The 20,857-nt window shown below is 71.5% G+C and carries 20 protein-coding genes; 15 read left to right on the forward strand and 5 right to left on the reverse strand.

All coding sequences use genetic code 11. The features are described 5' to 3' along the window. The 3 genes from GWK61_RS09605 to GWK61_RS09615 all read left to right on the forward strand — a co-directional run. Positions 1–681, forward strand: a 681-nt coding sequence (locus tag GWK61_RS09605) for an MFS transporter (RefSeq protein WP_194907296.1), incomplete at its 5' end; no start/stop codon positions are given. A 51-nt stretch (positions 682–732) separates the two neighbouring features. Next, entirely contained in the window at positions 733–1,362 is a 630-nt protein-coding gene (locus tag GWK61_RS09610; RefSeq protein ID WP_194907300.1) for a TetR/AcrR family transcriptional regulator, read from the forward strand. 66 nt (positions 1,363–1,428) lie between these two features. Then, a complete protein-coding gene (locus tag GWK61_RS09615) occupies positions 1,429–3,570 on the forward strand; it encodes a RecQ family ATP-dependent DNA helicase (RefSeq protein WP_194907303.1) in 2,142 nt (713 codons plus the stop codon). Between the two features lie 279 nt (positions 3,571–3,849). On the opposite strand, the gene GWK61_RS09620 is transcribed toward GWK61_RS09615, so the two are convergent. The 4 genes from GWK61_RS09620 to GWK61_RS09635 form a co-directional block, all read right to left on the reverse strand. Then, positions 3,850–4,761: a trypsin-like serine peptidase gene (locus GWK61_RS09620; protein WP_194907305.1), complete on the reverse strand. Its 912-nt coding sequence runs from the start codon at positions 4,759–4,761 to the stop codon at positions 3,850–3,852. Positions 4,762–4,829: 68 nt separating this feature from the next. Next, entirely contained in the window at positions 4,830–5,810 is a 981-nt protein-coding gene (locus GWK61_RS09625; protein WP_194907307.1) for a hypothetical protein, read from the reverse strand. Next, entirely contained in the window at positions 5,807–6,763 is a 957-nt protein-coding gene (locus tag GWK61_RS09630) for an STM4015 family protein (protein WP_323747478.1), read from the reverse strand. The genes GWK61_RS09625 and GWK61_RS09630 overlap by 4 nt, the downstream gene beginning before the upstream one ends. A gap of 36 nt (positions 6,764–6,799) precedes the next feature. Next, positions 6,800–7,558: a GntR family transcriptional regulator gene (locus GWK61_RS09635; RefSeq protein ID WP_194907309.1), complete on the reverse strand. Its 759-nt coding sequence runs from the start codon at positions 7,556–7,558 to the stop codon at positions 6,800–6,802. A 125-nt stretch (positions 7,559–7,683) separates the two neighbouring features. Here GWK61_RS09635 and GWK61_RS09640 point away from each other — a divergent pair, with 125 nt between their 5' ends. After that, a complete protein-coding gene (locus GWK61_RS09640; RefSeq protein ID WP_194907499.1) occupies positions 7,684–8,649 on the forward strand; it encodes a bile acid:sodium symporter family protein in 966 nt (321 codons plus the stop codon). Between the two features lie 26 nt (positions 8,650–8,675). On the opposite strand, the gene GWK61_RS09645 is transcribed toward GWK61_RS09640, so the two are convergent. Further along, positions 8,676–9,458 carry an IclR family transcriptional regulator gene (locus tag GWK61_RS09645; protein ID WP_194907311.1) on the reverse strand — a complete coding sequence of 261 codons (783 nt, stop codon included), beginning with the start codon at positions 9,456–9,458 and terminating at the stop codon, positions 8,676–8,678. A gap of 120 nt (positions 9,459–9,578) precedes the next feature. Here GWK61_RS09645 and GWK61_RS09650 point away from each other — a divergent pair, with 120 nt between their 5' ends. The 11 genes from GWK61_RS09650 (at position 9,579) to GWK61_RS09700 (ending at position 20,828) form a co-directional block, all read left to right on the forward strand. Next, positions 9,579–10,235, forward strand: a complete 657-nt coding sequence (locus GWK61_RS09650) for an ABC transporter permease (RefSeq protein ID WP_194907313.1) — start codon at positions 9,579–9,581, stop codon at positions 10,233–10,235. Then, positions 10,228–11,250, forward strand: coding sequence for an ABC transporter ATP-binding protein (locus tag GWK61_RS09655; RefSeq protein ID WP_323747480.1), 1,023 nt, complete (start codon positions 10,228–10,230; stop codon positions 11,248–11,250). The genes GWK61_RS09650 and GWK61_RS09655 overlap by 8 nt, the downstream gene beginning before the upstream one ends. Further along, positions 11,247–12,047 carry an ABC transporter permease gene (locus GWK61_RS09660; protein ID WP_323747481.1) on the forward strand — a complete coding sequence of 267 codons (801 nt, stop codon included), beginning with the start codon at positions 11,247–11,249 and terminating at the stop codon, positions 12,045–12,047. The genes GWK61_RS09655 and GWK61_RS09660 overlap by 4 nt, the downstream gene beginning before the upstream one ends. Before the next feature lie 57 nt (positions 12,048–12,104). Next, positions 12,105–13,049: a glycine betaine ABC transporter substrate-binding protein gene (locus tag GWK61_RS09665; RefSeq protein WP_194907315.1), complete on the forward strand. Its 945-nt coding sequence runs from the start codon at positions 12,105–12,107 to the stop codon at positions 13,047–13,049. After that, the gene (gene fae, locus GWK61_RS09670; RefSeq protein WP_194907317.1) at positions 13,049–13,648 is read left to right on the forward strand and encodes a formaldehyde-activating enzyme; all 600 of its coding nucleotides are present in this window, start codon (positions 13,049–13,051) and stop codon (positions 13,646–13,648) included. The genes GWK61_RS09665 and fae overlap by 1 nt, the downstream gene beginning before the upstream one ends. Beyond that, complete coding sequence (locus tag GWK61_RS09675; RefSeq protein WP_194907318.1) at positions 13,645–14,748, forward strand: mandelate racemase/muconate lactonizing enzyme family protein; 1,104 nt, start codon at positions 13,645–13,647, stop codon at positions 14,746–14,748. The genes fae and GWK61_RS09675 overlap by 4 nt, the downstream gene beginning before the upstream one ends. 5 nt (positions 14,749–14,753) lie before the next feature. Continuing rightward, complete coding sequence (locus GWK61_RS09680; RefSeq protein ID WP_194907320.1) at positions 14,754–16,247, forward strand: aldehyde dehydrogenase family protein; 1,494 nt, start codon at positions 14,754–14,756, stop codon at positions 16,245–16,247. A 14-nt stretch (positions 16,248–16,261) separates the two neighbouring features. Beyond that, positions 16,262–17,167, forward strand: coding sequence for an NAD(P)-dependent oxidoreductase (locus GWK61_RS09685; protein WP_194907322.1), 906 nt, complete (start codon positions 16,262–16,264; stop codon positions 17,165–17,167). Beyond that, the gene (locus tag GWK61_RS09690) at positions 17,164–18,345 is read left to right on the forward strand and encodes an iron-containing alcohol dehydrogenase family protein (protein ID WP_228562022.1); all 1,182 of its coding nucleotides are present in this window, start codon (positions 17,164–17,166) and stop codon (positions 18,343–18,345) included. Before GWK61_RS09685 ends, GWK61_RS09690 begins: the two co-directional genes overlap by 4 nt. After that, positions 18,342–19,796 carry an NAD-dependent succinate-semialdehyde dehydrogenase gene (locus GWK61_RS09695; protein WP_194907324.1) on the forward strand — a complete coding sequence of 485 codons (1,455 nt, stop codon included), beginning with the start codon at positions 18,342–18,344 and terminating at the stop codon, positions 19,794–19,796. The genes GWK61_RS09690 and GWK61_RS09695 overlap by 4 nt, the downstream gene beginning before the upstream one ends. 213 nt (positions 19,797–20,009) lie before the next feature. Beyond that, positions 20,010–20,828: an HAD family hydrolase gene (locus GWK61_RS09700; RefSeq protein ID WP_194907326.1), complete on the forward strand. Its 819-nt coding sequence runs from the start codon at positions 20,010–20,012 to the stop codon at positions 20,826–20,828. Positions 20,829–20,857 lie beyond the last annotated feature (29 nt).

Here is a 20,857-nt window from a genome sequence, read left to right on the forward strand (position 1 = left end):
GCGCTGGTGGTGGTGGAGCGGTCAGCGACGCAGCCGTTGCTGAGGCCGGGGCTGGTGCGGGATCGTGCGGTCGTGGCCGGGGCGGCGGTGATGTTCGCAGCGACGATCCTGCTGATCACCGGGTTCTTCCTCGTCTCGTGGTACCTCCAGCACCGCGCGGGCTACTCGGCACTGCGGACCGGCGTGGTGTATCTGCCGGTGGCGGTGGCCACGGGTCTCGGCGCGCATCTGGCGTCGCACGGTGTCGGGCACCTCGGGTTCCGTGGCACCGCCGGCACCGGTTTCACCTTGGCGGGCGTCGGTGCGTTGCTGTTGACCAGGCTGCCCGCGTCCGGGAACGCGGCGCTCGCGGTGCTGCCGGGGTTCGTGCTGCTCAGTGCCGGTGTCGGGATGGCGCTGGTGACGGCCACGACGGTGGCGCTGCATCAGGCCGACCACCGCGAGGCGGGGCTGATCTCGGGGCTGGTCAACACCGGGCACGAGCTCGGGTCGGCGCTCGGCGTGGCGCTGGCGTCGGTGCTGGCGGCGGGGAGCCTCGGGGTGGCGGCGACCGGCGTCGGCGGGTTCCGGACGGCGTTCGCGGCGGCGGCCGGCATCGCCGCGGTGGCGGCGGTCGGGGCGCTGGCGGCGCTGCCTGCGGGGCGGCCGGATCCGGGGGCGCGGCCGGTGTTCGGGCACTGAGCCACACCACAGCGCGCGGCGTGGGCTCGCCCCGCACCCTAGGCTTTCCCCATGGCCGACAAGACCGACAAGCGCCCCCGATCCGGCGGCGCCCCGCCGGCGGACGGCCGTCCCGCCAAGCGTGCCGACGCCGAGCGGACCATCACCGCCATCCTCGACGCGGCCCTGGAGTGCTTCGGCACCAGCCCCGACGCCACCGTCACCGAGATCGCCAAGGCGGCCGGCGTCGGCCGGGTGACGGTCTACGGACACTTCGACTCCCTCCCCGCCATCGTCGACGCCCTCCTGGTCCGCTCCCTGACCGAGGCCGACGCCACCTTCGCCACCTTGGACCTGGAATCCGGCACCGCCGCCGAAGCGATGAACCGCCTGCTGCACGCCCCCTGGCTCCTGGGCCGCTACCAAGGCCTGCTCGCCGCCGCCACCGCCCACCTCGGCCCCGAAAAGGTCCGCCGCCTCCACGACCAAGTCTTCGCCCGCATCGAAGCCGTGGTCGCCCGCGGCCGCACCACCGGCGAGTTCCGCACCGACCTACCCCTCCCCTGGCTGACCGCGTCCATCTACGCCCTGGCCCACGCGGCCCTCGCCGAGGCCGACGCCGGGCGCGTGGGACGCGAGGAGGCGGCGGAGTTGCTGAGTCGGACGTTGCTAGGGCTGCTGCGGGAACCGGCTCAGCCTTAGCCTCGCTCCACGGTCCAGTCCGCATTCCGGTCCGCCCTGTCACTGCGAACCTGTACAAATAAGACCATGAGCAACACCAGCGCACCCGCCCCCGACTCGTCCCCCGCCGTCCGCGAGGAGGCCGAGGCGCTGCTGCGGCGGTTGGCCGGGGAGTCGGCGCGCTTGCGGGAGGACCAGTGGACGGCGATCCATGCGCTGGTGGAGGAGCGGAGGCGGGCGTTGGTCGTGCAGCGGACCGGGTGGGGGAAGTCCGCGGTGTACTTCGTCGCCACGGCCTTGCTGCGGGCTCGGGGAGCCGGGCCGACGGTGATCGTCTCGCCGCTGCTGGCCCTGATGCGGAACCAGATCGAGGCCGCTGAGCGGGCCGGGATCCGGGCGCGGACCATCAACTCGGCGAACCTGCACGAGTGGGAGGAGATCCGGGGCGAGGTCGCGGCCGGCGAGGTGGACGTGCTGCTGATCTCGCCGGAGCGGCTGAACAACCCCGACTTCCGGGACGAGGTGCTGCCGAAGCTGGCCTCGGAGGTCGGGCTGCTGGTCGTGGACGAGGCGCACACCGTCAGCGACTGGGGCCACGACTTCCGGCCGGACTATCGGAGGATTCGGACGTTCCTCGCCGACCTGCCGCCCGGCGTGCCGGTGCTGGCCACGACCGCGACGGCGAACGCGCGTGTCGTCGCCGATGTCGCTGAGCAGCTCGGCACGCACAGTGAGGCCGACACGCTGGTGCTGCGCGGGACGCTGGACCGGGAGAGCCTGGCGCTACATGTGGTGCGCCTGGGCGGCCCGGAGGAGCGGTTTGCGTTCCTGGCCGAGCAGCTGCCGAACCTGCCCGGGTCGGGGATCATCTACACACTGACGGTCGCGGCCACGGATGAGGTTGCCACGTTCTTGCGCTCGCGTGGGTTCGCGGTGGCCTCCTACTCCGGACGCACCGAGGACGCCGAGCGGCGGCAGGCTGAGGCGGACCTGCTCGGCAACCGCATCAAAGCCCTGGTCGCCACCTCGGCCCTCGGCATGGGCTTCGACAAGCCCGACCTCGGGTTCGTGGTCCACCTCGGCGCGCCGAACTCCCCGATCGCGTACTACCAGCAGGTCGGGCGCGCCGGGCGCGGTGTGGACCACGCGGAGGTGTTGCTGCTGCCGGGGCAGGAGGACCGGGCGATCTGGCAGTACTTCGCCTCCCTGGCCTTCCCGCCGGAGCAGCAGGTGCGCGCGACCCTGGACGCGCTGGCCGCCGCCGGCCGGCCGCTGTCCACCGCGGCCCTGGAGCCGCGCGTCGACCTGCGGCGCTCGCGCCTGGAGACGATGCTCAAGGTGCTGGACGTGGACGGGGCGGTGCGCCGCGTCAAGGGCGGCTGGGTCTCGACCGGCGAGGACTGGGAGTACGACGGCGAGCGCTACGCGCGCGTGGCGGCGGCCCGCGAGACGGAACAGCGCTCGATGATCGAGTACGAGACCACCACCGAGTGCCGCATGACGTTCCTGCGCCGCCAGCTCGACGACCCCGCGATCGAAGGACCCTGCGGACGCTGCGACAACTGCGCCGGCGCCAAGTTCACCGCCAGCGTCACCGGCGAAGGCGCCGAAGCCGCCCGCGCCGCCCTGGCCAAGCCCGGCGTCGAGATCGCGCCACGCAAGCTGTGGCCGACCGGCATGTCGGCGCTCGGGGTGGCACTGAACGGCAAGATCCCCGCAGGCGAGAGCGCCGAGACCGGACGCGCGCTCGGCCGCCTGACCGACCTGGGCTGGGGCACGCGGCTGCGCGACCTGCTCGCCGACGGGACCGCCGACCGCGCGCTGCCCGAGCCGATGGTCGACGGGATCGTGAAGGTCCTCGCCGCCTGGGACTGGAAGCAGCGCCCGACAGGAGTGGTCTCGATCGGCTCACACAGCCGACCCACCCTGATCGCCGACACCGCACGCCGCATCGCCGCTATCGGTCGCCTGGAGTACCTCGGCACTGTGGACCCGTCCCCGGCCCCGGGACAGGCACGCCGCGGAAACAGCGCGCAACGACTGAAGCAGGTGCACGACGCCTTCACGATCAGCCCGGAGCTGGCCGAGGCGGTGGCAGCGCATCAGGGCCCGATCCTGCTGGTCGACGACCGGGTGGACACCGGCTGGACGATGACGGTCGCGGCCCGGATGCTGCGGCAGGCTGGCGCTGATGACGTACTGCCGTTCGCGCTGGCGATGGAGGCCTGAGGAGGCGGATACAGGCAGAACGTAGCGCGCGCCGCAAGCGGGGCGAGACGCTCACGGCACGCGACCTCCGGGACCTCCAGCTCGTGCAGGTCCAGACCGCCCCGGCCGGCCGCCGGCCGGCGCGCGGGAGGCGACGGCGCCCGAACGTCCATATCCGCATCCTGCGATGCCACCCCGCCGCACGTCCAGGCCCGGCGCCCGAACCCGGAGTTCAGACCCCGGCAGCCGAGCCCGGCGCCGGGGCCACGTCGACAAGACGCCCGACCGAACGGCAACCGATCAAGACCCGGCGGTGGCCCGATAAATCTGCGCGATCTTGTCCGAGAAGTAGATGCTGTACGAGGTGTTCGGCGTGTTCCCGCCCTGCTCGTACCCGCCGAGCACACCGACCAGCCGGTCCCCCGAAGCGATGAACGGACTCCCGCTGGCCCCGTCCGGCAGCCCCTCGCAGTCCAGCTCCAACTGCGTGTCGGAGGCCTTCTTCGTCTTGTTCGCGCACCCGACCGGCTTCGAGGCCGTCAGCGGATAGGCCGCCACGCTGACCGCGTTCTCGTACCCCGGCCACGTGGTGAACGTGTCCGCCCCGGTGAGGCTCTCCAACGTCTGCGACCCGCCGCCGACCTTGCGCACCTTGAGGAACGCTATGTCGGAATCCGGGTCCTCCTTGTTCACCCACCCCGCGTCCACGTACGCCTCGGTGGCCACCCACAGCCCGTACGGCGCGATGTCGTCGTGGTACCCGGGCACGAACACGACGTGGTTCTGCCATCCGGCGAACAGCTTGTCGTAAACGCAGTGCCCGGCGGTGACGATCAGGTTCCCCGACGCGCTGTGCACGACGCTGCCGGTGCAGTAGTGCGCCGAGACCACGCCGCCGACGCTGAAGAACACCGCGCCGACCTTCGGGACCCCGTCGAAGGACTGCGCGGCCACCTTCGCGTCCGCCCCGGTGCCGGTGCTGGTGCCGCTGGGTATCGGGCCGGTGCCCGGAGCCCCCGCGCGCAGGATCGTGTGCGGGTCGACGGGCTTGGACTCCATCACATGCGTGACCACCTTCGACGCGGCCGCGCTGCTGGAAGCCGAACTGGCCGCCGCGCTCTGGCCGGAGGAGCCGCCGGAGCAGGCGGTCGCCGACACCGACACGGCGAGGGCGGTTATTGCGAGCAGGAGACCATGGCGGCGGTGCTTCATGGCGGTGAGAATGCCTCCCGTGTCGGAACGTTGTCAGTCGCGCAGCATACCGGCGGCGACGACGGGGCTCAGGATCCCACAGATAGCGAGCGCAGGACCGCGACCCCCACGGAAACCCGCCCCGGCCCGCCGTTCGGCACCGCCGCGACGCGCCCGGGCAGGGACGCCCCGAACGGATCGACGTCGAGCACGTACTCCGAGCTGTCGTTGTCCATGATGAGATCGACGCCCAGCGACCGGATACCGGGAAAGTACGTAGCGGTCCGCTCGGCCACCTCCACCAGCCGCGCCCAGCGCTCCATCCCGAACCGCTCCATGAACGTCTGGATCTCGGGGCGCCGGCCGCCGTACCACTCGCGCAGGACCACCTGTTCCCGGTTGATCCCGGCGGCGTGCGTGACCAAGCCGTCGACCACCGCGAACCGCATGTCGTGGAACGCGTTGCCCAGGTATACGCGGTGCAGCGACGCGACCCGGTGGATCCCGTCGTCGGCGAGCAGTTCGACCAGCTCGTCGAACCCGTGCCGGGTGCCGGCCGCCGTGCCGGGAGCGCGCCACACCTCGTAGCCGGTGCGCGTGCGGTGCCGGTACAGCCGAGTGCCCGAGCCGTCGATCAGCCAGTCGTCGGAGCCGGCGAAACGGGGACGCAGGATGCCGCGGGCCGCCGAATCGGGCAGCCCCAACACCGGGACGCCGCTCTGGCTCAGGAACTCGTCACGCTTCGTACGGTCCAGCGCCAGCAACGTCGGCTCGACCGCCGCGGCCAGCCGCGCGCCGGCCTTCGTCACCTGGGCGTCCAACTGCCTCAAAGCAACCTCAAGCTCCGCATACCGCGCACGCTGACCGCCGACCGGGTTGTCGGTGACGCACGGATGCAGACGCTCGGCGAAGACGACTTCGCCCGGCAGGAACTCGGCCTCGGAGTCCACCACGGCCGACCACGGCACGAAGCGCGGCGGCGCCACGTCGGCGTCCTGCGCCGCCCGCGACCACTCGGCGCGCGCCGACTCGTCCTCGCGGGCGACGACCGCCCAACTCAGGGTGCTCATTCGGCCACCGCTATGAACCGGTCGGCGTCGCGCCCCAACAGTGCTTCGTCCACGTTGACGTCCACTTCGGGAAGGGCTTGCCACAGCCGGGCGATCATCTCGTCGCTGATCCAGTGGTGGTGCAGGTCCAGCCGGCGCAGGTGGGTCAGCGGCTGCCCGGCCAGCAGCGCGGCCACACCTTCGTCGCCGAGCGTGCCGAGCGACAGGTCCAGCGACTCCAGCTGGGCCACCACCGGTGCGTGAGCGAGCAGCGCCGCCAGGGCGTCGGTGTCCTCGGCGTTGCGCAGTCCCAGGTGGCGCAGGGCCGGGAACGCCGTGCCGGACAGGACGTCGGCGAGGTCGTCGGCACCGGCGCCGCCATCGTAGATCGAGGTGCCGAGGTAGAGGTCCAGGCCGGTGAGCGCCGGAAGATCGGACTGCCCGACGGTGCGCACGACCTGCGGCGGCAGGCCGCCGGTCTGCATCGTCAGCTCGCGCAGGTTCTCGTGGACCAGCGGCTGCATGTCCAGCGCGGAGGCGCCGCGCATGCCGAAAGCGACGAGGGCCGGGAAGGCGGCGAGCAGCGGTCCGGGATCGGCCTGCTCGATCCAGGAGACTTCGGTCATCTCCGAGGAGACGTCGCCGAGGAACAGCGCTTCCAGGTTCGGGAAGCGGCTCGCGTCGGCCAGGAGCGCGTCGCGGGCGTCGTCCCAGCCGGACATGGCCTCCTCGCCGTCCCAGCTGCTGAGCGTCAAGGCTCTGACGCGTGTGGTGTCGACCGAGGCGACGAACAACGCCCAGATCCGGTCGCCGGCGGCGCTGTCCATGTCTTCGCAGCCCACGCGCCAGGCCCAGGCCTCGACGTCCTCCGGGATGTCGGCCGGTTCCACGTCGGCGGCGTCGCCGTACGCGAAGGCGATGATCGGCAGCCCGTGGAACGTGGTCAGGGCGTCATGTCGGAAATCCTGAATCACCCGGGCACGGTATCGCTGTCGATAGTCGTATACAATCTAGGATTCAGGGTCCTGATCCTCGGCAATCGTCTGCGGATCCGGCGGGTCCAGCGGACGGTGCGCCCCGCGGCCCTTGGCGATGTGTCGGGTGACGACGCGCGCCGCCTTGTCCGGGTCGCCGGACTCCAGGACCTCGACGATCTCCCGGTGCTCACGCCAGGAATCCTGCGCGCGGCGCGGCAGCTTGGCCGTGTAGACCCACTCCATCTTCCATCGGAGCTGGGTGATCAGCTCGGCCAGGGTCCGACTGCCGGAGGCCTGGGCCAGCACCTCGTGGAACCGGCTGTTCAGCCGGGCCAGCTCCTCCAGGCGGCCGGCGGCCAGTGCGTCGTCGGCCAGCGCCACCAGCTCCTTGAGCCGGCCGAGCTGCTCGGGGGTGTGGCGGACGGCGGCCCGCGCGGCGCCCAGCGGCTCCAGCAGGGAGCGGATCTCGACCAGGTCCTCGGCCTCGGCGTCGTCGAGTTCGGCGACGACCACGCCGGCGTAGGGGCGCCGGGCGACGAAGCCCTCGGCCTCCAGCGTGCGCAGGGCTTCGCGGACCGGGACGCGCGAGACGCCGTAGCGCGCCGACAGCGCCTCCTCGGCCAGCCGGGCGCCGGGGGCGTGGACCCCGCGGATGATGTCGTCGCGGATGGCGCGGGTGACACCGCCGGCGCCACCGACCCCGGCGCCACCGACCCCGGCAACACTGGCGCCGGCGATACCGGCGCCGCCCCCGACACCCCCGCCGCCGTCCTTGCCAACCCTGCTGTCCATCGGCCACCTTGATTGTATACAATCGAGCCCGACCGGGAGGAGGAAGGGCTGTGGCGAACGTACTACAGCGGGGAGGGCGTACCGCGCGCGGCGCTCTGGCCAAGGTCGGGATCGATCCGCAGCTGATGGCGATCCTCGGCACGGTCGGGCTGGCGACGCTGCTCCCGGCCCGCGGCGGCACGGCGACCGGCCTGAGCCACGCGACGGTGTTCGTGATCGGCCTGCTGTTCTTCCTCTACGGCGCGCGCCTGTCGCCGAAGGCCGCGTGGGACGGCGTGAAGCAGTGGCGGCTGCACCTCGTGATCCTGACCTCGACGTTCGTGCTGTTCCCGTTGCTGGGGCTGGCCGCCGAGGCGGCGTCCGAACCGGTGCTCGGCCCGGATCTGGCCAAGGGTGTGCTGTTCCTGACGCTGCTGCCCTCGACGGTGCAGTCCTCGATCGCGTTCACGTCCTTGGCCCGGGGCAACGTGGCGGCGGCGGTGTGCGCGGCGTCGTTCTCCTCGCTGGCCGGGATCGTGGTGACGCCGGCGTTGGCCTCGGTCGTGCTCGGCGGCGCGGTGCGGGTGGACGGCAGCGCGGTGACGTCGTTGACGGCGCAGTTGCTGCTGCCGTTCGTCGCCGGGCAGGTCGCGCGCCGCTGGATCGCCGACTGGATCGGCGCGCACAAGCCGCTGCTGACCGTCGTCGACCGCGGCTCGATCCTGCTGGTGGTCTACAGCGCCTTCAGCGAGGGCATGGTCGCAGGGGTCTGGCATTCGGTGTCGCTGCCGCGGCTGGGGACGTTGGTGGTGTGCTGCGCGGCGGTGCTCGCCGCGGTGTTGATGCTGACCGGGCTGGCTTCGCGGCAGCTGGGCTTCGCCCGGCCCGAGCGCGTGACGCTGGTGTTCTGCGGGTCGAAGAAGAGCCTGGCGGCCGGGCTGCCGATGGCGGCGGTGCTGTTTCCGGGGCACGCGCTGAGCCTGATGGTGTTGCCGCTGATGCTGTTCCACCAGATCCAGCTGATGGTGTGCACGGTGTTGGCCCGGCGGTGGGGTCAGGAGTCCGTATCGCAGAAGGCTGCCGAACCGATAGTGCTGCCTGCGCCTGCCTGAGCGAATGCGAGCCCTGCTGAACCCGCCTAAGCCCGCCACCCCAGATCCCCCGACAGCCGCCGAGCCACCCCCGCGAGCCGCTGCCCGAGCGCGTCCAGCCGTCCCTCCAGCCGGCTCTTCGGCGCGGCCACGTTCAGCGAGGCCACGGCGATCCCGCGGAAGTCGTACACCGCCGACGAAGCGCCGACCAGACCCGGCTCGAACTCCTCGTCCACCGTGGCGTATCCACGAGTCTTGATACGTGTGCACTCATCAATCAGCTCCGTACGGGTCCTGATATGCCCGGTCGGCGGGACGTCGGGCAGTTCCTCGTCCGGATACAGCGCCAGCAGCGACTCTTTCCCCAACTCCGCCAACAGAACCCGGCCGGCGGTCAGCGTGTGCGCGGGGGCCTCGACGCCGACCCAGGCCAGGCCGCGGAAGCCGTGGCGCGGGATCTCCGAGTGCACCGTCACGCAGGCGATGCCGCGCAGCACGCACAGATGCACCGTCTCCCCCAGCGAGGCGACCAACTCCCGCATCACCGGCTGCGCCCTTCCGGTGAGGCGCGCCTCGGCGGTCATCGCGGCGAAGTGGAACAGCCGCCATCCGAGCCCGAAGCGGCGCGAGGTGTCGTCGCGCGCCACCAGCCCGGCCCGCTCCAACCGCGACAAAGCGCGGGAGACCTGGCTCTTCTCGCGGCCGGTGGCCACGGCTATGTCGGTGAGGCGCAGTCCCTCGCCGGTCCGGGCGATGGCCTCGGACAGGGCTTCCAGGATGTCGAGATCCCGGACAAAACCGGACTCTTTGACCTCTGATATCGGCGGCATGTTGCAACCATAGCAACTTCTGGTGACGCCTATTGAAACTTTCGCTCACGCGGTTCTAGTTTGAGCCACACCTCAAGCTCATGACCGCAACAAACCAGCGGAAGGAAAGGAGGGGGACCCGTGCCGAGCCCGTCGCTGTCGGACTACCTGAGGGTCCAGTGGCCGTACATCAGGCCCCTGTTCTGGGAGCAGATCCAGCTGGTGCTGCTGACGATGGTCATCGCCGCCGCAGTCGGCGTCACGATCGGTGCGCTGGTCTGGGACCGCCCGCGGATCTCGGGGCCGGTGATGGCACTGGCCGGGGCGCTTTTGACGATCCCCTCGCTGGCGCTGCTGACGCTGTTGCAGCCGGCCACGGGCCTGGGCTGGACGACCACCGTGATCGCGCTGGTCGTCTACGCGCAGCTGCCGATCATCCGCAACACCGTGGCCGGGCTGCGCAGCGTGGACCCCGCGGTGACGCAGGCCGCCGCCGGCATCGGGATGGGGCCGGTGCGCCGGCTGGTCCGGGTGCAGCTGCCGCTGGCCTGGCCGGTGATCCTGGCCGGGCTGCGGGTGGCCACGATGCTGGTGTTCGGCATCTCGGCGATCGCCGCCTACGTCTCCGGGCCGGGGCTGGGGAACCTGGTCTTCACCGGGCTGTCCCGGCTCGGTTCGGTCAACGCCACCAACCAGGCGGTCGTCGGCGCGTTCGGGATCGCGCTGCTCGCCTTGGCCTTCGACGCCGTGTACCTCGTGCTGCGCCGCGTCACCGTCTCCAGGGGGATCCGTGTCTGAGAACTCCGACAGCCCGCAGGCGCTCGGCATCGAGCTGGAGCACCTGACCAAGGTCTACCCCGGTCAGCCGGCCCCGGCCGTGGCCGACGTGTCGATGCACATCCCCGCCGGGGAGCTCGTCGCCTTCGTCGGGCCCTCCGGCTGCGGCAAGACCACCACCATGAAGCTGATCAACCGGCTGATCGAGCCGACCTCCGGGGTGATCCGGCTCGGCGGCGAGGACGTCACGCACACCGATCCGGTGAAGCTGCGGCGGCGGATCGGCTACGTGATCCAGTCCATCGGCCTGTTCCCGCACATGACGATCGCCGACAACGTCGGCGCGGTGCCGAAGATGCTCGGCTGGCCGAAGAAGCGGATCGCCGCGCGCTCCGAGGAACTGCTGACGCTGGTCGGCCTGGAGCCGGCGAAGTACCTCTCGCGCTACCCGCGCCAGCTGTCCGGAGGACAGCAGCAGCGCGTGGGGGTGGCGCGCGCCCTGGCCGCCGACCCGCCGGTGCTGTTGATGGACGAGCCGTTCGGCGCGACCGACCCGATCACGCGGCTGCGGTTGCAGCGCGAGTTCAAGGATCTTCAGCGCTCGCTGGGCAAGACGGTCATCTTCGTCACCCACGACTTCGAAGAGGCGCTGCTGCTCGGCGACCGGATCGCGGTGCTGGCCGAGCAGTCGCGGGTGGTGCAGTACGACCGGCCGCTGGCGCTGCTGACGAATCCGGCGGACGAGCACGTGCGGCAGTTCGTCGGCAGTACGGCGCACGTCCGGCTGCTGGCGCTGCTGCCCGCCGCGAACGCCGCCGACCCGGCGATCACGACGAGCTCGCAGGATCCTGCGATCCCCGCCGACGCGACGTTGCGCGAGGTCACCGAGCAGTTGCTGGGCACCGCGCAGGCGGTGCGGATCGTGGACGCGGCCGGGGCGACCCTCGGCGGCGCCGATTTCGCCAGCGTGCGCAAGGCGGTCGCGGCCACGCAGCTGGCCGAGGCTGAGACCGCTTCTGCGGCGGTCGGGCTGTGAGCGCCGTCGAGGCGCCGCCGACCGGCGTCGACGCCGGAAGCCTGGCGTTCACCGTGGCTCGCGACCGGACCTCGCGTCGGAACGCGCTGCGGCTGGCGACCACGCCGGTGTTGATCGCGCTGGCGCTGCTCGGTCTGTATCTGTGGGTCCACTCGCAGACCCTGGACTCCATCGAGCAGCGCACGCTGAACTGGTCGTATCTGAGCACTGCGATCGGCCAGCACCTGAAGCTGACGTTCCTGGCCGCGGGAATCACGCTGGTGATCGCGGTGCCGCTGGGCATCGTGCTGTCGCGGCCGGGGGCGCGGCTGGTCGCGCCGTTCTTCCTGGGCCTGGCCAACCTCGGGCAGGCGTTCCCGGCGATCGGCCTGCTGGTGCTGCTGACCATGAAGCTGGACGTCGGCGTGAAGGTCGCGATGATCTCGATCGTGGCGTACAGCGTGCTGCCGGTGCTGCGCAACACGATCGTCGGGCTGCAGCAGATCGACCCGGCGGTGGTCGAGGCGGCCAGCGGGATCGGGATGCGGCCCGGCGAGATCCTGCGCAAGATCGAGCTACCGCTGGCGGTGCCGGTACTGATGGCCGGCGTGCGGACCACGCTGGTGCTGGCGGTCGGCGTCACCACGCTGGCCACCTTCGTCAACGCCGGAGGCCTGGGCGACATCATCGTCAACGGGCTGAAGCTGAACCGGTTCCCCGTGCAGGTCACCGGCGCGGTGCTGGTGATGTGCATCGCCTTCTTCGTGGACTGGCTCGCGCGCATCGCCGAGGAGTTCACGCGGCCGCGCGGCCTGTAAGTACCTCCGTTTTCCCAAGCACTCCCCCTTACCCCCATTTCGAACGGAGAGCCCCTCATGCGTTCCCGCATTCTCTTGTGCGGCATATCCGCCGCGGCGTTGTTGGCCGGCACGACCGCCTGCGGCAGCTCGAAATCCTCCGGCGGCGGTTCCGGCTCCATGGGCGACGAGCTCAAGGGCGCCTCGTTCACCGTCTCCAGCAAGGACTTCACCGAGAGCATCCTGCTCGGCAAGATCACCGAGTACCTGCTCCAGGCGCACGGCGCGAAGTTCACCGACAAGACCGACATCAAGGGCTCGGTGAACACCCGCACCGCGCTGACCTCCGGCCAGGTCGACATGTACTGGGAGTACACCGGCACGGCCTGGATCACCTACCAGAAGAACACCACGCCGGTCTCGGACCCCACCGACCAGTACGACAAGGTGAAGGCCGCGGACGCCGCCAACGGCATCGCCTGGCTGAATCCGGCGCCGATGAACGACACCTACGCCTTCGCCACCCGCGCCGGCCAGGCCGACAAGCTCGGCGTGCACACGCTGTCGGACCTGGCCAAGCTCTCCCCCTCGGACGCCACGTTCTGCATCGAGTCCGAGTTCTCCACCCGCGACGACGGCTTCCCCGGCATGACCAAGGCCTACGGCCTGACCGTCGGCAAGGGCCAGACCAAGATGCTGGACACCGGCGTCATCTACACCGAGACCGCCAAGGGCGGCACCTGCAACTTCGGCGAGGTGTTCGCCACCGACGGCCGCATCAGCGCCCTGAAACTCACGGTCCTCAAGGACGACAAGCACTTCTTCCCGAACTACAACGCGGCCCTGACGCTGAAGCAGTCGTTGCTGACCAAGTACCCGGCCATCGCCACGATCGTGAACCCGGTGGCCGCCAAACTCGACGACGCCACCATGACCGAGCTGAACGCCGAGGTCGACGCCCAGGGTCTGCCGGCCGACCAGGTCGCCAAGGACTGGCTGAAGAAGAACGGGTTCACCAAGTAATGCCAGCGCAGAACGAGCCACAGCCCTTTCAGGAAATACAGATCGGCGAGTCCTTCATCGGAACGGGCGTCAACGCCGCGCACGTCAACACCGTCCTGGGTCCGCGCACCGGCCCCGCGGGCGCCGCGTGGGCCACCGCGCTGGCCACGCCGAGCGCCGGGCACGTGCCGTTCATGGCCGTGCTGGCGCCGGGGGTGGCGGTGCAGCCGCCGACGTTGTTCGTCACCAAGGCGGCGATCGAGAACGACGCCCACGGGAACCTCACCTGGGGTGCCGCGCAGGCCGGGGTCGCCGGCGGCGTGGCCGACGCGGTGGCGGCCGGGCACGTCGGCGCCGACGCGGTCGGCGGGCTGGTGCTGATCGCCGCGGTCTGGGTGAACCCCGGCGCCGACGACGAGCAGAGCGTCTACCGCAACAACCGGCTGGCGACCGCCACGGCGTTGGCCAACGGGGCGGCGGGGCTGCCCGGGCTCGACGAGGTCATGAAGTACCGCGACGCACCGGCCAACCCCTTCTTCTCCGGCGTGGCCGCGCCCGAGGACAGCGCAGTACCCACTAAGAGCGCAGTACCCACAAAGAGCGAAGCGAGTACAGCGTGAAGATCGCCGACATCCGGTTACTGCGGGCCACCCTGCCCCTGGACCCCCCGTTCGACGCCGCCTGGGACCCGGTGCCGCGCACCCGGTTCGCCGCGACCGTCGTCAAGGTGACCACCGACGAAGGCCTGGTCGGCTACGGCTCCGGGGACACCATGGACGGCTTCGAGCCCTACGCCGAGCTGTTCCTCGGCCACGACCCGCTGGCCATCGCGCGGCACGTCAGAGCCCTGGAGACGATCTCCTTCCACGCCGGCCGCTACTGGCCGCTGGAGGTGGCGCTGTGGGACATCATGGGCAAGGCGCTCGGAGTGCCGGTGGCCACGCTGTTCGGCGGCGCCACCGACCGGCTGCCGGTCTACGCCTCCACCGGCCGGATCCTGGGTCGCGAGGAGCGCGTGGAGAGCATCCTGGCCATCAAGGACAAGGGCTTCCGGGCCGCGAAGATCCGCATCCCGGCCGAGCGCGCCGACGAGGGCATCGCGACCCTGCGCGCGGTCCGCGAGGCCGTCGGCCCGGACTTCGAGCTGATGGTGGACCTGAACCAGAGCTGGCGGATGCCCGGCGACGTGCGCGCCGCCCTGGACCCGGCCGAGGTGCGCCGGATCGCCTCGGCGCTGGCCGAGCTCGGCGTGTACTGGCTGGAGGAGCCGCTGCCGCTGGACGACGTGGCCGGCCTGCGCTCGGTGCGGCAGGCCACCGGAATCCGGGTGGCCGGCGGCGAGATGGTCCGCACCTTCCCCGAACTGCTGGACCTGGTCACCGCCGACGCGCTGGACGTGTACCAGCCGGACGTGGTCCTGGCCGCCGGGATGCTGCGCACCCGCACCATCGCCGAGGTGGTGTTCTCCCGCAACCGCCGCTTCACCCCGCACACCTGGAGCAACGGCATCGGCCTGCTGGCCAACCTGCACGTCACCGCGGGCGTCGGCGGCGGCCCCTTCCTGGAGTACCCCTACGACCCGCCGACCTGGACCGAGGAGCGCCGCGACTTCATGCTGGCCGAACCGGTACGGATCACCGCGGACGGGACTCTGACGGTACCGTCGGCACCGGGGCTCGGATTCGAGATCGACGAGGAACGATTGGCGCGGCTGGCGTGACTGACATGACTGGAACCGACAAGCACTTGACAGATTGGGTCGCGAAGGCGGCCGGGCTACAGATCTCGCGCCGGGATCTGTACATCGGCGGGAAGTTCGTCCCCGCCGCCTCCGGCGAGCGGTTCACCTCCACCTCGCCGCGCGACGGCCGCGCACTGGCCGACATCGCCTCCGGCGGTGAGCGGGACGTCGACGCGGCGGTGCGCTCGGCGCACGCGGCGTTCGAGTCCGGCGTGTGGTCGCGGGCCGATCCAGCCGTGCGCAAGCGGGTCCTGCTGCGCTTCGCCGAGCTGATCGACGAGCACACCGAGGAACTGGCGCTGCTGGAGACGCTGGACGTCGGCAAGCCGATCGGCGACACGACCACGGTCGACGTCCCCAAGACCGCCGCCGCAATCCGTTGGTACGCCGAGGCGGTCGACAAGCGCTACGACGAGATCGCCCCGGCTCCGCGCAGCGCGCTGGCGCTGGTCACGCGGGAGCCGCTGGGCGTCATCGGGGTGATCGTGCCCTGGAACTACCCGCTGATGATCGCCAGCTGGAAGCTCGGTCCGGCGCTGGCCGCCGGCAACTCGGTGGTGCTCAAGCCCGCCGAGGACTCCACGCTCGGCTCGCTGCTGCTGGCCGAGCTGGCGAGCGCGGCCGGGGTGCCGGACGGCGTGTTCAACGTCGTGCCGGGGCTCGGCCCGGTGGCCGGCGCGGCGCTGGCCAAGCACGACCTGGTCGCGAAGATCGCCTTCACCGGCTCGCCGGGCGTGGGTCGCAGGCTGCTGACGTACGCCGGGGAGTCCAACGGCAAGCAGGTCGCGCTGGAGCTCGGCGGCAAGTCGGCGCAGGTGGTACTGGCCGACGCGGATCTGGACGCCGCCGCCGAGGCGATCACCTGGGGCATCTACTACAACGCCGGGCAGACGTGCAACGCCGGCTCGTTGCTGGTGACGGTGCCGGAGGTGCGCGAGGAACTGCTCGCGCTGGTCGCCGCGAAGACGAAGGACTTCGTGGTCGGCGATCCGCTGGACGCGGCCACGCAGGTCGGTCCGCTGGCCAGTGCCGCGCATCGGCGGCGGGTGCTGGGGTGGCTGGACGTGGCCGCCGAGGAGGGCGGCCGGTTCGTGGTCGGCGGGCCGGATGCGCTGGCTTCGCCGTATGTGGCGCCGACGGTGATCGACGGTGTGGCGCCGGGCTCGCGCTCGGCGCAGGAGGAGATCTTCGGGCCGGTGCTGGTGCATCTGGCGGCCTCCGACGCCGAGCAGGCAGTGCGTCTGGCGAACGGCACCCGTTACGGCCTCGCGGCCAGCGTGTGGTCGCGGGATCTGGCCACCGCGCACCGGGCCGCCCGGGAGCTGCGGGCCGGCACGGTCTGGGTGAACACCTTCGACGCCAGCGACGTGATCACGCCCTTCGGCGGATTCGGCGACTCCGGCTCCGGCCGCGACAAGTCGCTGCACGCGTTCGACAACTACACAGCCTTGAAAACGACGTGGATCAACCTCGGGTGATGGAGAGAAACGCCATGCGAGTCGCCTTCATAGGTCTGGGCAACATGGGCGGCCCGATGAGCCGCAACCTCGCCGCCGCGGGTGTGGCGCTAAGGGTTTTCGACACGGACGCGGCACGGACCGAAGCCGCGGTCGGCTACGGCGCGATCGCCGCCGGCACCGCGGCGCAGGCCGCCGAGGACGCCGACGTGGTGGTGACGATGCTGCCGACGCCGGCGATCGTCGAGGACGTGCTGCTGGGTTCCGGCGGGGTGCTGGCCGCCATGCCGGAGAACAGTCTCTGGATAGACATGTCGACATCAGTGCCCGAAGTCGCCGACCGGGTGCGCCGGCGCGCCGCCGAGCACGGTATCAGGGTGCTGGATGCCCCGGTCTCGGGGATGACGAAGGGTGCTGATTCGGGCACGCTGCAGATCTTCGCCGGCGGGGACGCCGCGGACTTCGAGGCGGCGCGGCCGCTGCTGGACGTGCTGGGCGACCCGGAGCGGGTGCTGCACGTCGGCGGGTACGGGGCCGGGTACGCGGTGAAGCTGATGATCAATCAGCTGTGGTTCGTGCAGCTGGTGGCGATCGCCGAGGCGCTGACCGTCGGGGTGAAGGCCGGCGTGGATCTCAGCGTCCTGCATCGCTCGCTGGTGGCCTCGCCGGCGAACTCGGTGCTGCTGGAGCGGGACTTCCTGCCGCTGCTGACCGCCGGGGACTACGACGAGGGCTTCGCGATCGCGTTGGCCTGCAAGGACACCGGGCTCGCGGTCGACCTCGCGCGGGCCGTGCAGGTGCCGGTGGAGGTCGGGGCGATCACCGAGCAGCTGTTCCGGCGGGCCCGGGCGGCGTACGGGGACCGGGCCGGCGAGATGACGCCGGTGCGGTTGTACGAGGACATCGCAGGGGTCGAACTTCGGATGGAGGCGGCGGCATGACCGGCATGAGTACCGATATCACGCGGCAGACGATCGGGATCGGGCCGTTCCCGCCGGCGACGTTCGCCGTGGGCGCCGTCGCCGAGCTGGCGGGCAAGGTGCGGGGGCTCGGCGCGACGCGGGCCGCGATCGTGACGGACCGGGGGCTGGTCGCCACCGCCCTGCCGTCCGATGTCGCCTCGCGGTTGGCGGCCGCGGGACTGCACGTCGAGGTGTTCGGCGAGGTGCACCCGAATCCGACCACTGATGACGTCGACGCGGGTGCGGCGGTGGTGCGGGCCCTCGGCGCCGACACCGCCGTGGTGTCGCTCGGCGGCGGCTCGGCGCTGGACGGCGCGAAGGCGATCGCGCTGGCGGCCGCGAACACCGTGCCGTCGGCGGCGCTGGGCTGGGGCGGGGCGGGACTGGCTCCGGCGCTGCCGATCGTGGCGGTGCCGACGACGTCCGGGACCGGCGCGGAGTGCAACGACTTCGGCGTGGTGACCGACACCGGGACGCACCGCAAGTGCTACCTCGGCGGGCCGAGCTGCCTGGCGCGCGCCGTGATTCTGGACCCGGCGCTGACACTGACGCTGCCGGCCGGGGCGACGGCGGCGTCTGGGATCGACTGCCTGACGCACGCGGTGGAGTCGTTCCTGTCGATCCGCGCCAACGCCTGGGCCGACGGCCTGGACCTGCAGGTGGTGCGGCTGGTCGCGCAGTTCCTGCGGCGCGCGGTGTCCGACGGCTCGGACCTGGAGGCGCGCGCGCACCTGCTGCTGGCCGCGCACACCGCCGGGTTGGCGATGAGCACGACGGGGCTCGGGATCGTGCACGGGGTGGCGCACCCGCTGGGTGGGCGCTTCGACGTGCCGCATGGCGTGGCGCTGGCGATGGTGCTCGGCGAGTGTTTGCGATTCAACCGGCCGGAGCGGGTGGAGCGGCTGGCGCGGTTGGCGGAGCCGTTGGGAGTGTTCGACGCGGGGGCTTCGGCCTCGCGCAATGCGGACGCGGCGATCGCGGCGATCGAGGAGCTGGTCGCGGACGTGCGGCTGGGGCTGCGGCTCGACGGGTTCGGGATCACGAAGGCGGATCTGCCGCAGTTGGTGGCGGATACGTTGGATGATGCGGTGATGGCGAACACGCCGCGCGCTGCCTCAGCCGAAGATGTCCACGCGATTCTTTTGGCGGCGCTGTGAATACTTCTCCCGAGCTTCCGCAGGGGTTTTCGACGAGCCCTTATATCGGCGGCGAATGGGCATCCGGCGACGGCGAGCCCTTCGACGTGCTGAACCCGGCTACCGGTGAGGTGCTGGCGACCGTGTCCGGGGCCGGGCCTCGTGACCTCCAGTCCGCGCTGGCCGCCGCCTCCGACGCGTTGCCGGGGTGGTCTTCGACCGCACCTCGCGTACGTGGCGAGGTGCTGCGCCGAGCGTTCGAGCTCATGCACGAGCGGGCCGAGGAGCTGGCCACGCTCATGACCCTCGAAATGGGCAAGACCCTCGCCGATGCCCGCGCCGAGGTCGGCTACGCCGCCGAGTTCTTCCGGTGGTTCGCCGAGGAGGCGCCGCGCATCGGCGGCGAGTTGCGGACCGCGCCCTCCGGCGCCAACCGCATCCTGACGCTGCGCAAGCCGGTCGGCGTCTGCCTGCTGGTCACGCCGTGGAACTTCCCGGCGGCGATGGCGACGCGCAAGATCGGGCCGGCGTTGGCGGCGGGGTGCACCGTGGTGCTCAAACCGGCCGAGGACACGCCGTTGACCGCGTTGTATCTGGCCGCGCTGCTCGCCGAGGCGGGGGCGCCGGCGGGGGTGGTCAACGTGCTGCCGACGGCGCAGCCCGGGCCTTTGGTGGCGGCGGGGCTGGCGGACGAGCGGGTGCGCAAGCTGTCCTTCACCGGCTCGACCGCGGTCGGGCGGCTGCTGCTGGCCCAGGCCGCGCCACGGGTCTTGCGCAGCTCGATGGAGCTCGGAGGCAACGCGCCGTTCATCGTGCTGGAGGACGCCGACATCGACGCGGCGGTCGAGGGCGCGATGATCGCCAAGCTGCGCAACGGCGGCCAGGCCTGCACCGCGGCCAACCGCTTCCTGGTGCGCGAGGAGGTCGCCGAGGAGTTCACGGCGAAGCTCACGGACCGGATGGCGGCGCTGCGCCTCGGCCCCGGCATCGACCCGGCCACCGGTCTCGGCCCGATGGTGAACCGGCGCGCCGTGGAGCGGATCACCAAGCTGGTGGACGCCGCGGTCGCGGACGGCGCCAAGCTCCGCCTCGGCGGCACCTCGCCCGACGGACCCGGCTACTTCTACCCGGCGACCGTGCTCACCGACGCCGACCCGGCCTCGACCCTGGCGACCGAGGAGGTCTTCGGCCCGGTCGCCGCGATCTACCCGGCATCCTCCGACGAGCAGATCCTGGCCCAGGCCAACGCCACCGAGTACGGCCTCACCGGCTACCTCTACACCCGCGACCTGGCACGCGGCCTCCGCATCAGCGAGCAACTGGAGGTCGGCATGATCGGCCTGAACCGCGGCCTGGTCTCGGACCCGGCGGCCCCCTTCGGCGGCGTACGCCAGTCGGGGCTCGGGCGCGAGGGCGGGTTCGAGGGGATCGAGGAGTACCTGGAAACCTCTTACATCGCCACGACCTGGTAGCCGCACAGGCTGCCGGCACGCCGGGCGACCGCCGGACTCCCTCGCCGACGGTCGCCCGGCTGGTGTGCTGAACGCGGAAGCCCGTCGCAGGGCTGCGGCCCCATAGCTCGGCGACCGGCAAGCCAAGCAGGACCAGTGCTTGGGGGTCGGGGGTCGGGGGTCGGAGGTCGGCGCGAATTCTCTCCCCAAGCCCCGCATGCCAGTCTTGATCGCGTGAACTCACCTCAAGTCATCGCCACCGACCTGGACCGCACCCTTCTGCGCAGCGACGGCACCACCTCCGTGCGCACGCGCGCGGCGCTCGATCTGGCCATGGAGCGTGGTGCGCAGGTGATCGCCGTGACCGCGCGGCCGATTCGGTGGTTGGATCGGCTCAAGCCGTGCTTTGGGCGGCTGCCGCATGTCATCGCTTCGAATGGGGCCGTGTGCTACGACCTGGCCAGTGGCGTCGCTTACGACGCGCGGCCGTTCGAGGCGGCGACCGTGGCGAAGCTGCTGGCCGGGGTGCGGGCCGCGGTGCCGGGGGCGCGGTTCGCGCTGGAGACGCAGGACGGGATGGTGCGGGAGGCCGACTATGAGCTCTCGCCGTTCGACCTGGACGGCGACGATGCGGGGCGGCGCGTCGTGCCCTACGAGGACCTGCCTGAGGCGGTGGCCGGCGCGCCGCTGCTGAAGATCCTCGCCGCCGACCGGTCGCGGAACAGTGCCGACATGTACGCCGAGGCGCTGCCCGCGGTCGGCACGCTCGGCCAGCTCACCTACTCCACCAACCGCGGCGTGCTGGAGCTGGGCCCGCCGGGGGTCGACAAGGCCTCGACGCTGGCCGCCTGGTGCGCCGCGCGCGGAATCGGCGCCGCGGACGTCGTGACGTTCGGCGACATGCCGAACGACATCCCCATGCTGCGCTGGGCCGGGCGCTCGTGGGCGGTGGCGAACGCGGTCGACGCGGCCAAGGACGCCGCGACCAGCATCGCGGCCAGCAACGACGAGGACGGTGTCGCGCAGGTCATCGAAGAGCTCTTCCATGTCTGAGGCCGGAGACCGTCGAGGTCGAGTCTCGT

Source organism: Catenulispora rubra (assembly GCF_015356825.1).
Classification (GTDB): Bacteria; Actinomycetota; Actinomycetes; order Streptomycetales; family Catenulisporaceae; genus Catenulispora; species Catenulispora rubra.

Coding starts and splice junctions, on each gene's coding strand:
- GWK61_RS09640 (WP_194907499.1), top strand. CDS start 7,684: ATGGCGATCCTCGGCACGGTCGGGCTGGCGACGCTGCTCCCGGCCCGC.
- GWK61_RS09620 (WP_194907305.1), bottom strand. CDS start 4,761: ATGAAGCACCGCCGCCATGGTCTCCTGCTCGCAATAACCGCCCTCGCC.
- GWK61_RS09665 (WP_194907315.1), top strand. CDS start 12,105: ATGCGTTCCCGCATTCTCTTGTGCGGCATATCCGCCGCGGCGTTGTTG.
- GWK61_RS09645 (WP_194907311.1), bottom strand. CDS start 9,458: ATGCCGCCGATATCAGAGGTCAAAGAGTCCGGTTTTGTCCGGGATCTC.
- GWK61_RS09635 (WP_194907309.1), bottom strand. CDS start 7,558: ATGGACAGCAGGGTTGGCAAGGACGGCGGCGGGGGTGTCGGGGGCGGC.
- GWK61_RS09680 (WP_194907320.1), top strand. CDS start 14,754: ATGACTGGAACCGACAAGCACTTGACAGATTGGGTCGCGAAGGCGGCC.
- GWK61_RS09610 (WP_194907300.1), top strand. CDS start 733: ATGGCCGACAAGACCGACAAGCGCCCCCGATCCGGCGGCGCCCCGCCG.
- fae (WP_194907317.1), top strand. CDS start 13,049: ATGCCAGCGCAGAACGAGCCACAGCCCTTTCAGGAAATACAGATCGGC.
- GWK61_RS09615 (WP_194907303.1), top strand. CDS start 1,429: ATGAGCAACACCAGCGCACCCGCCCCCGACTCGTCCCCCGCCGTCCGC.
- GWK61_RS09690 (WP_228562022.1), top strand. CDS start 17,164: ATGACCGGCATGAGTACCGATATCACGCGGCAGACGATCGGGATCGGG.
- GWK61_RS09685 (WP_194907322.1), top strand. CDS start 16,262: ATGCGAGTCGCCTTCATAGGTCTGGGCAACATGGGCGGCCCGATGAGC.
- GWK61_RS09625 (WP_194907307.1), bottom strand. CDS start 5,810: ATGAGCACCCTGAGTTGGGCGGTCGTCGCCCGCGAGGACGAGTCGGCG.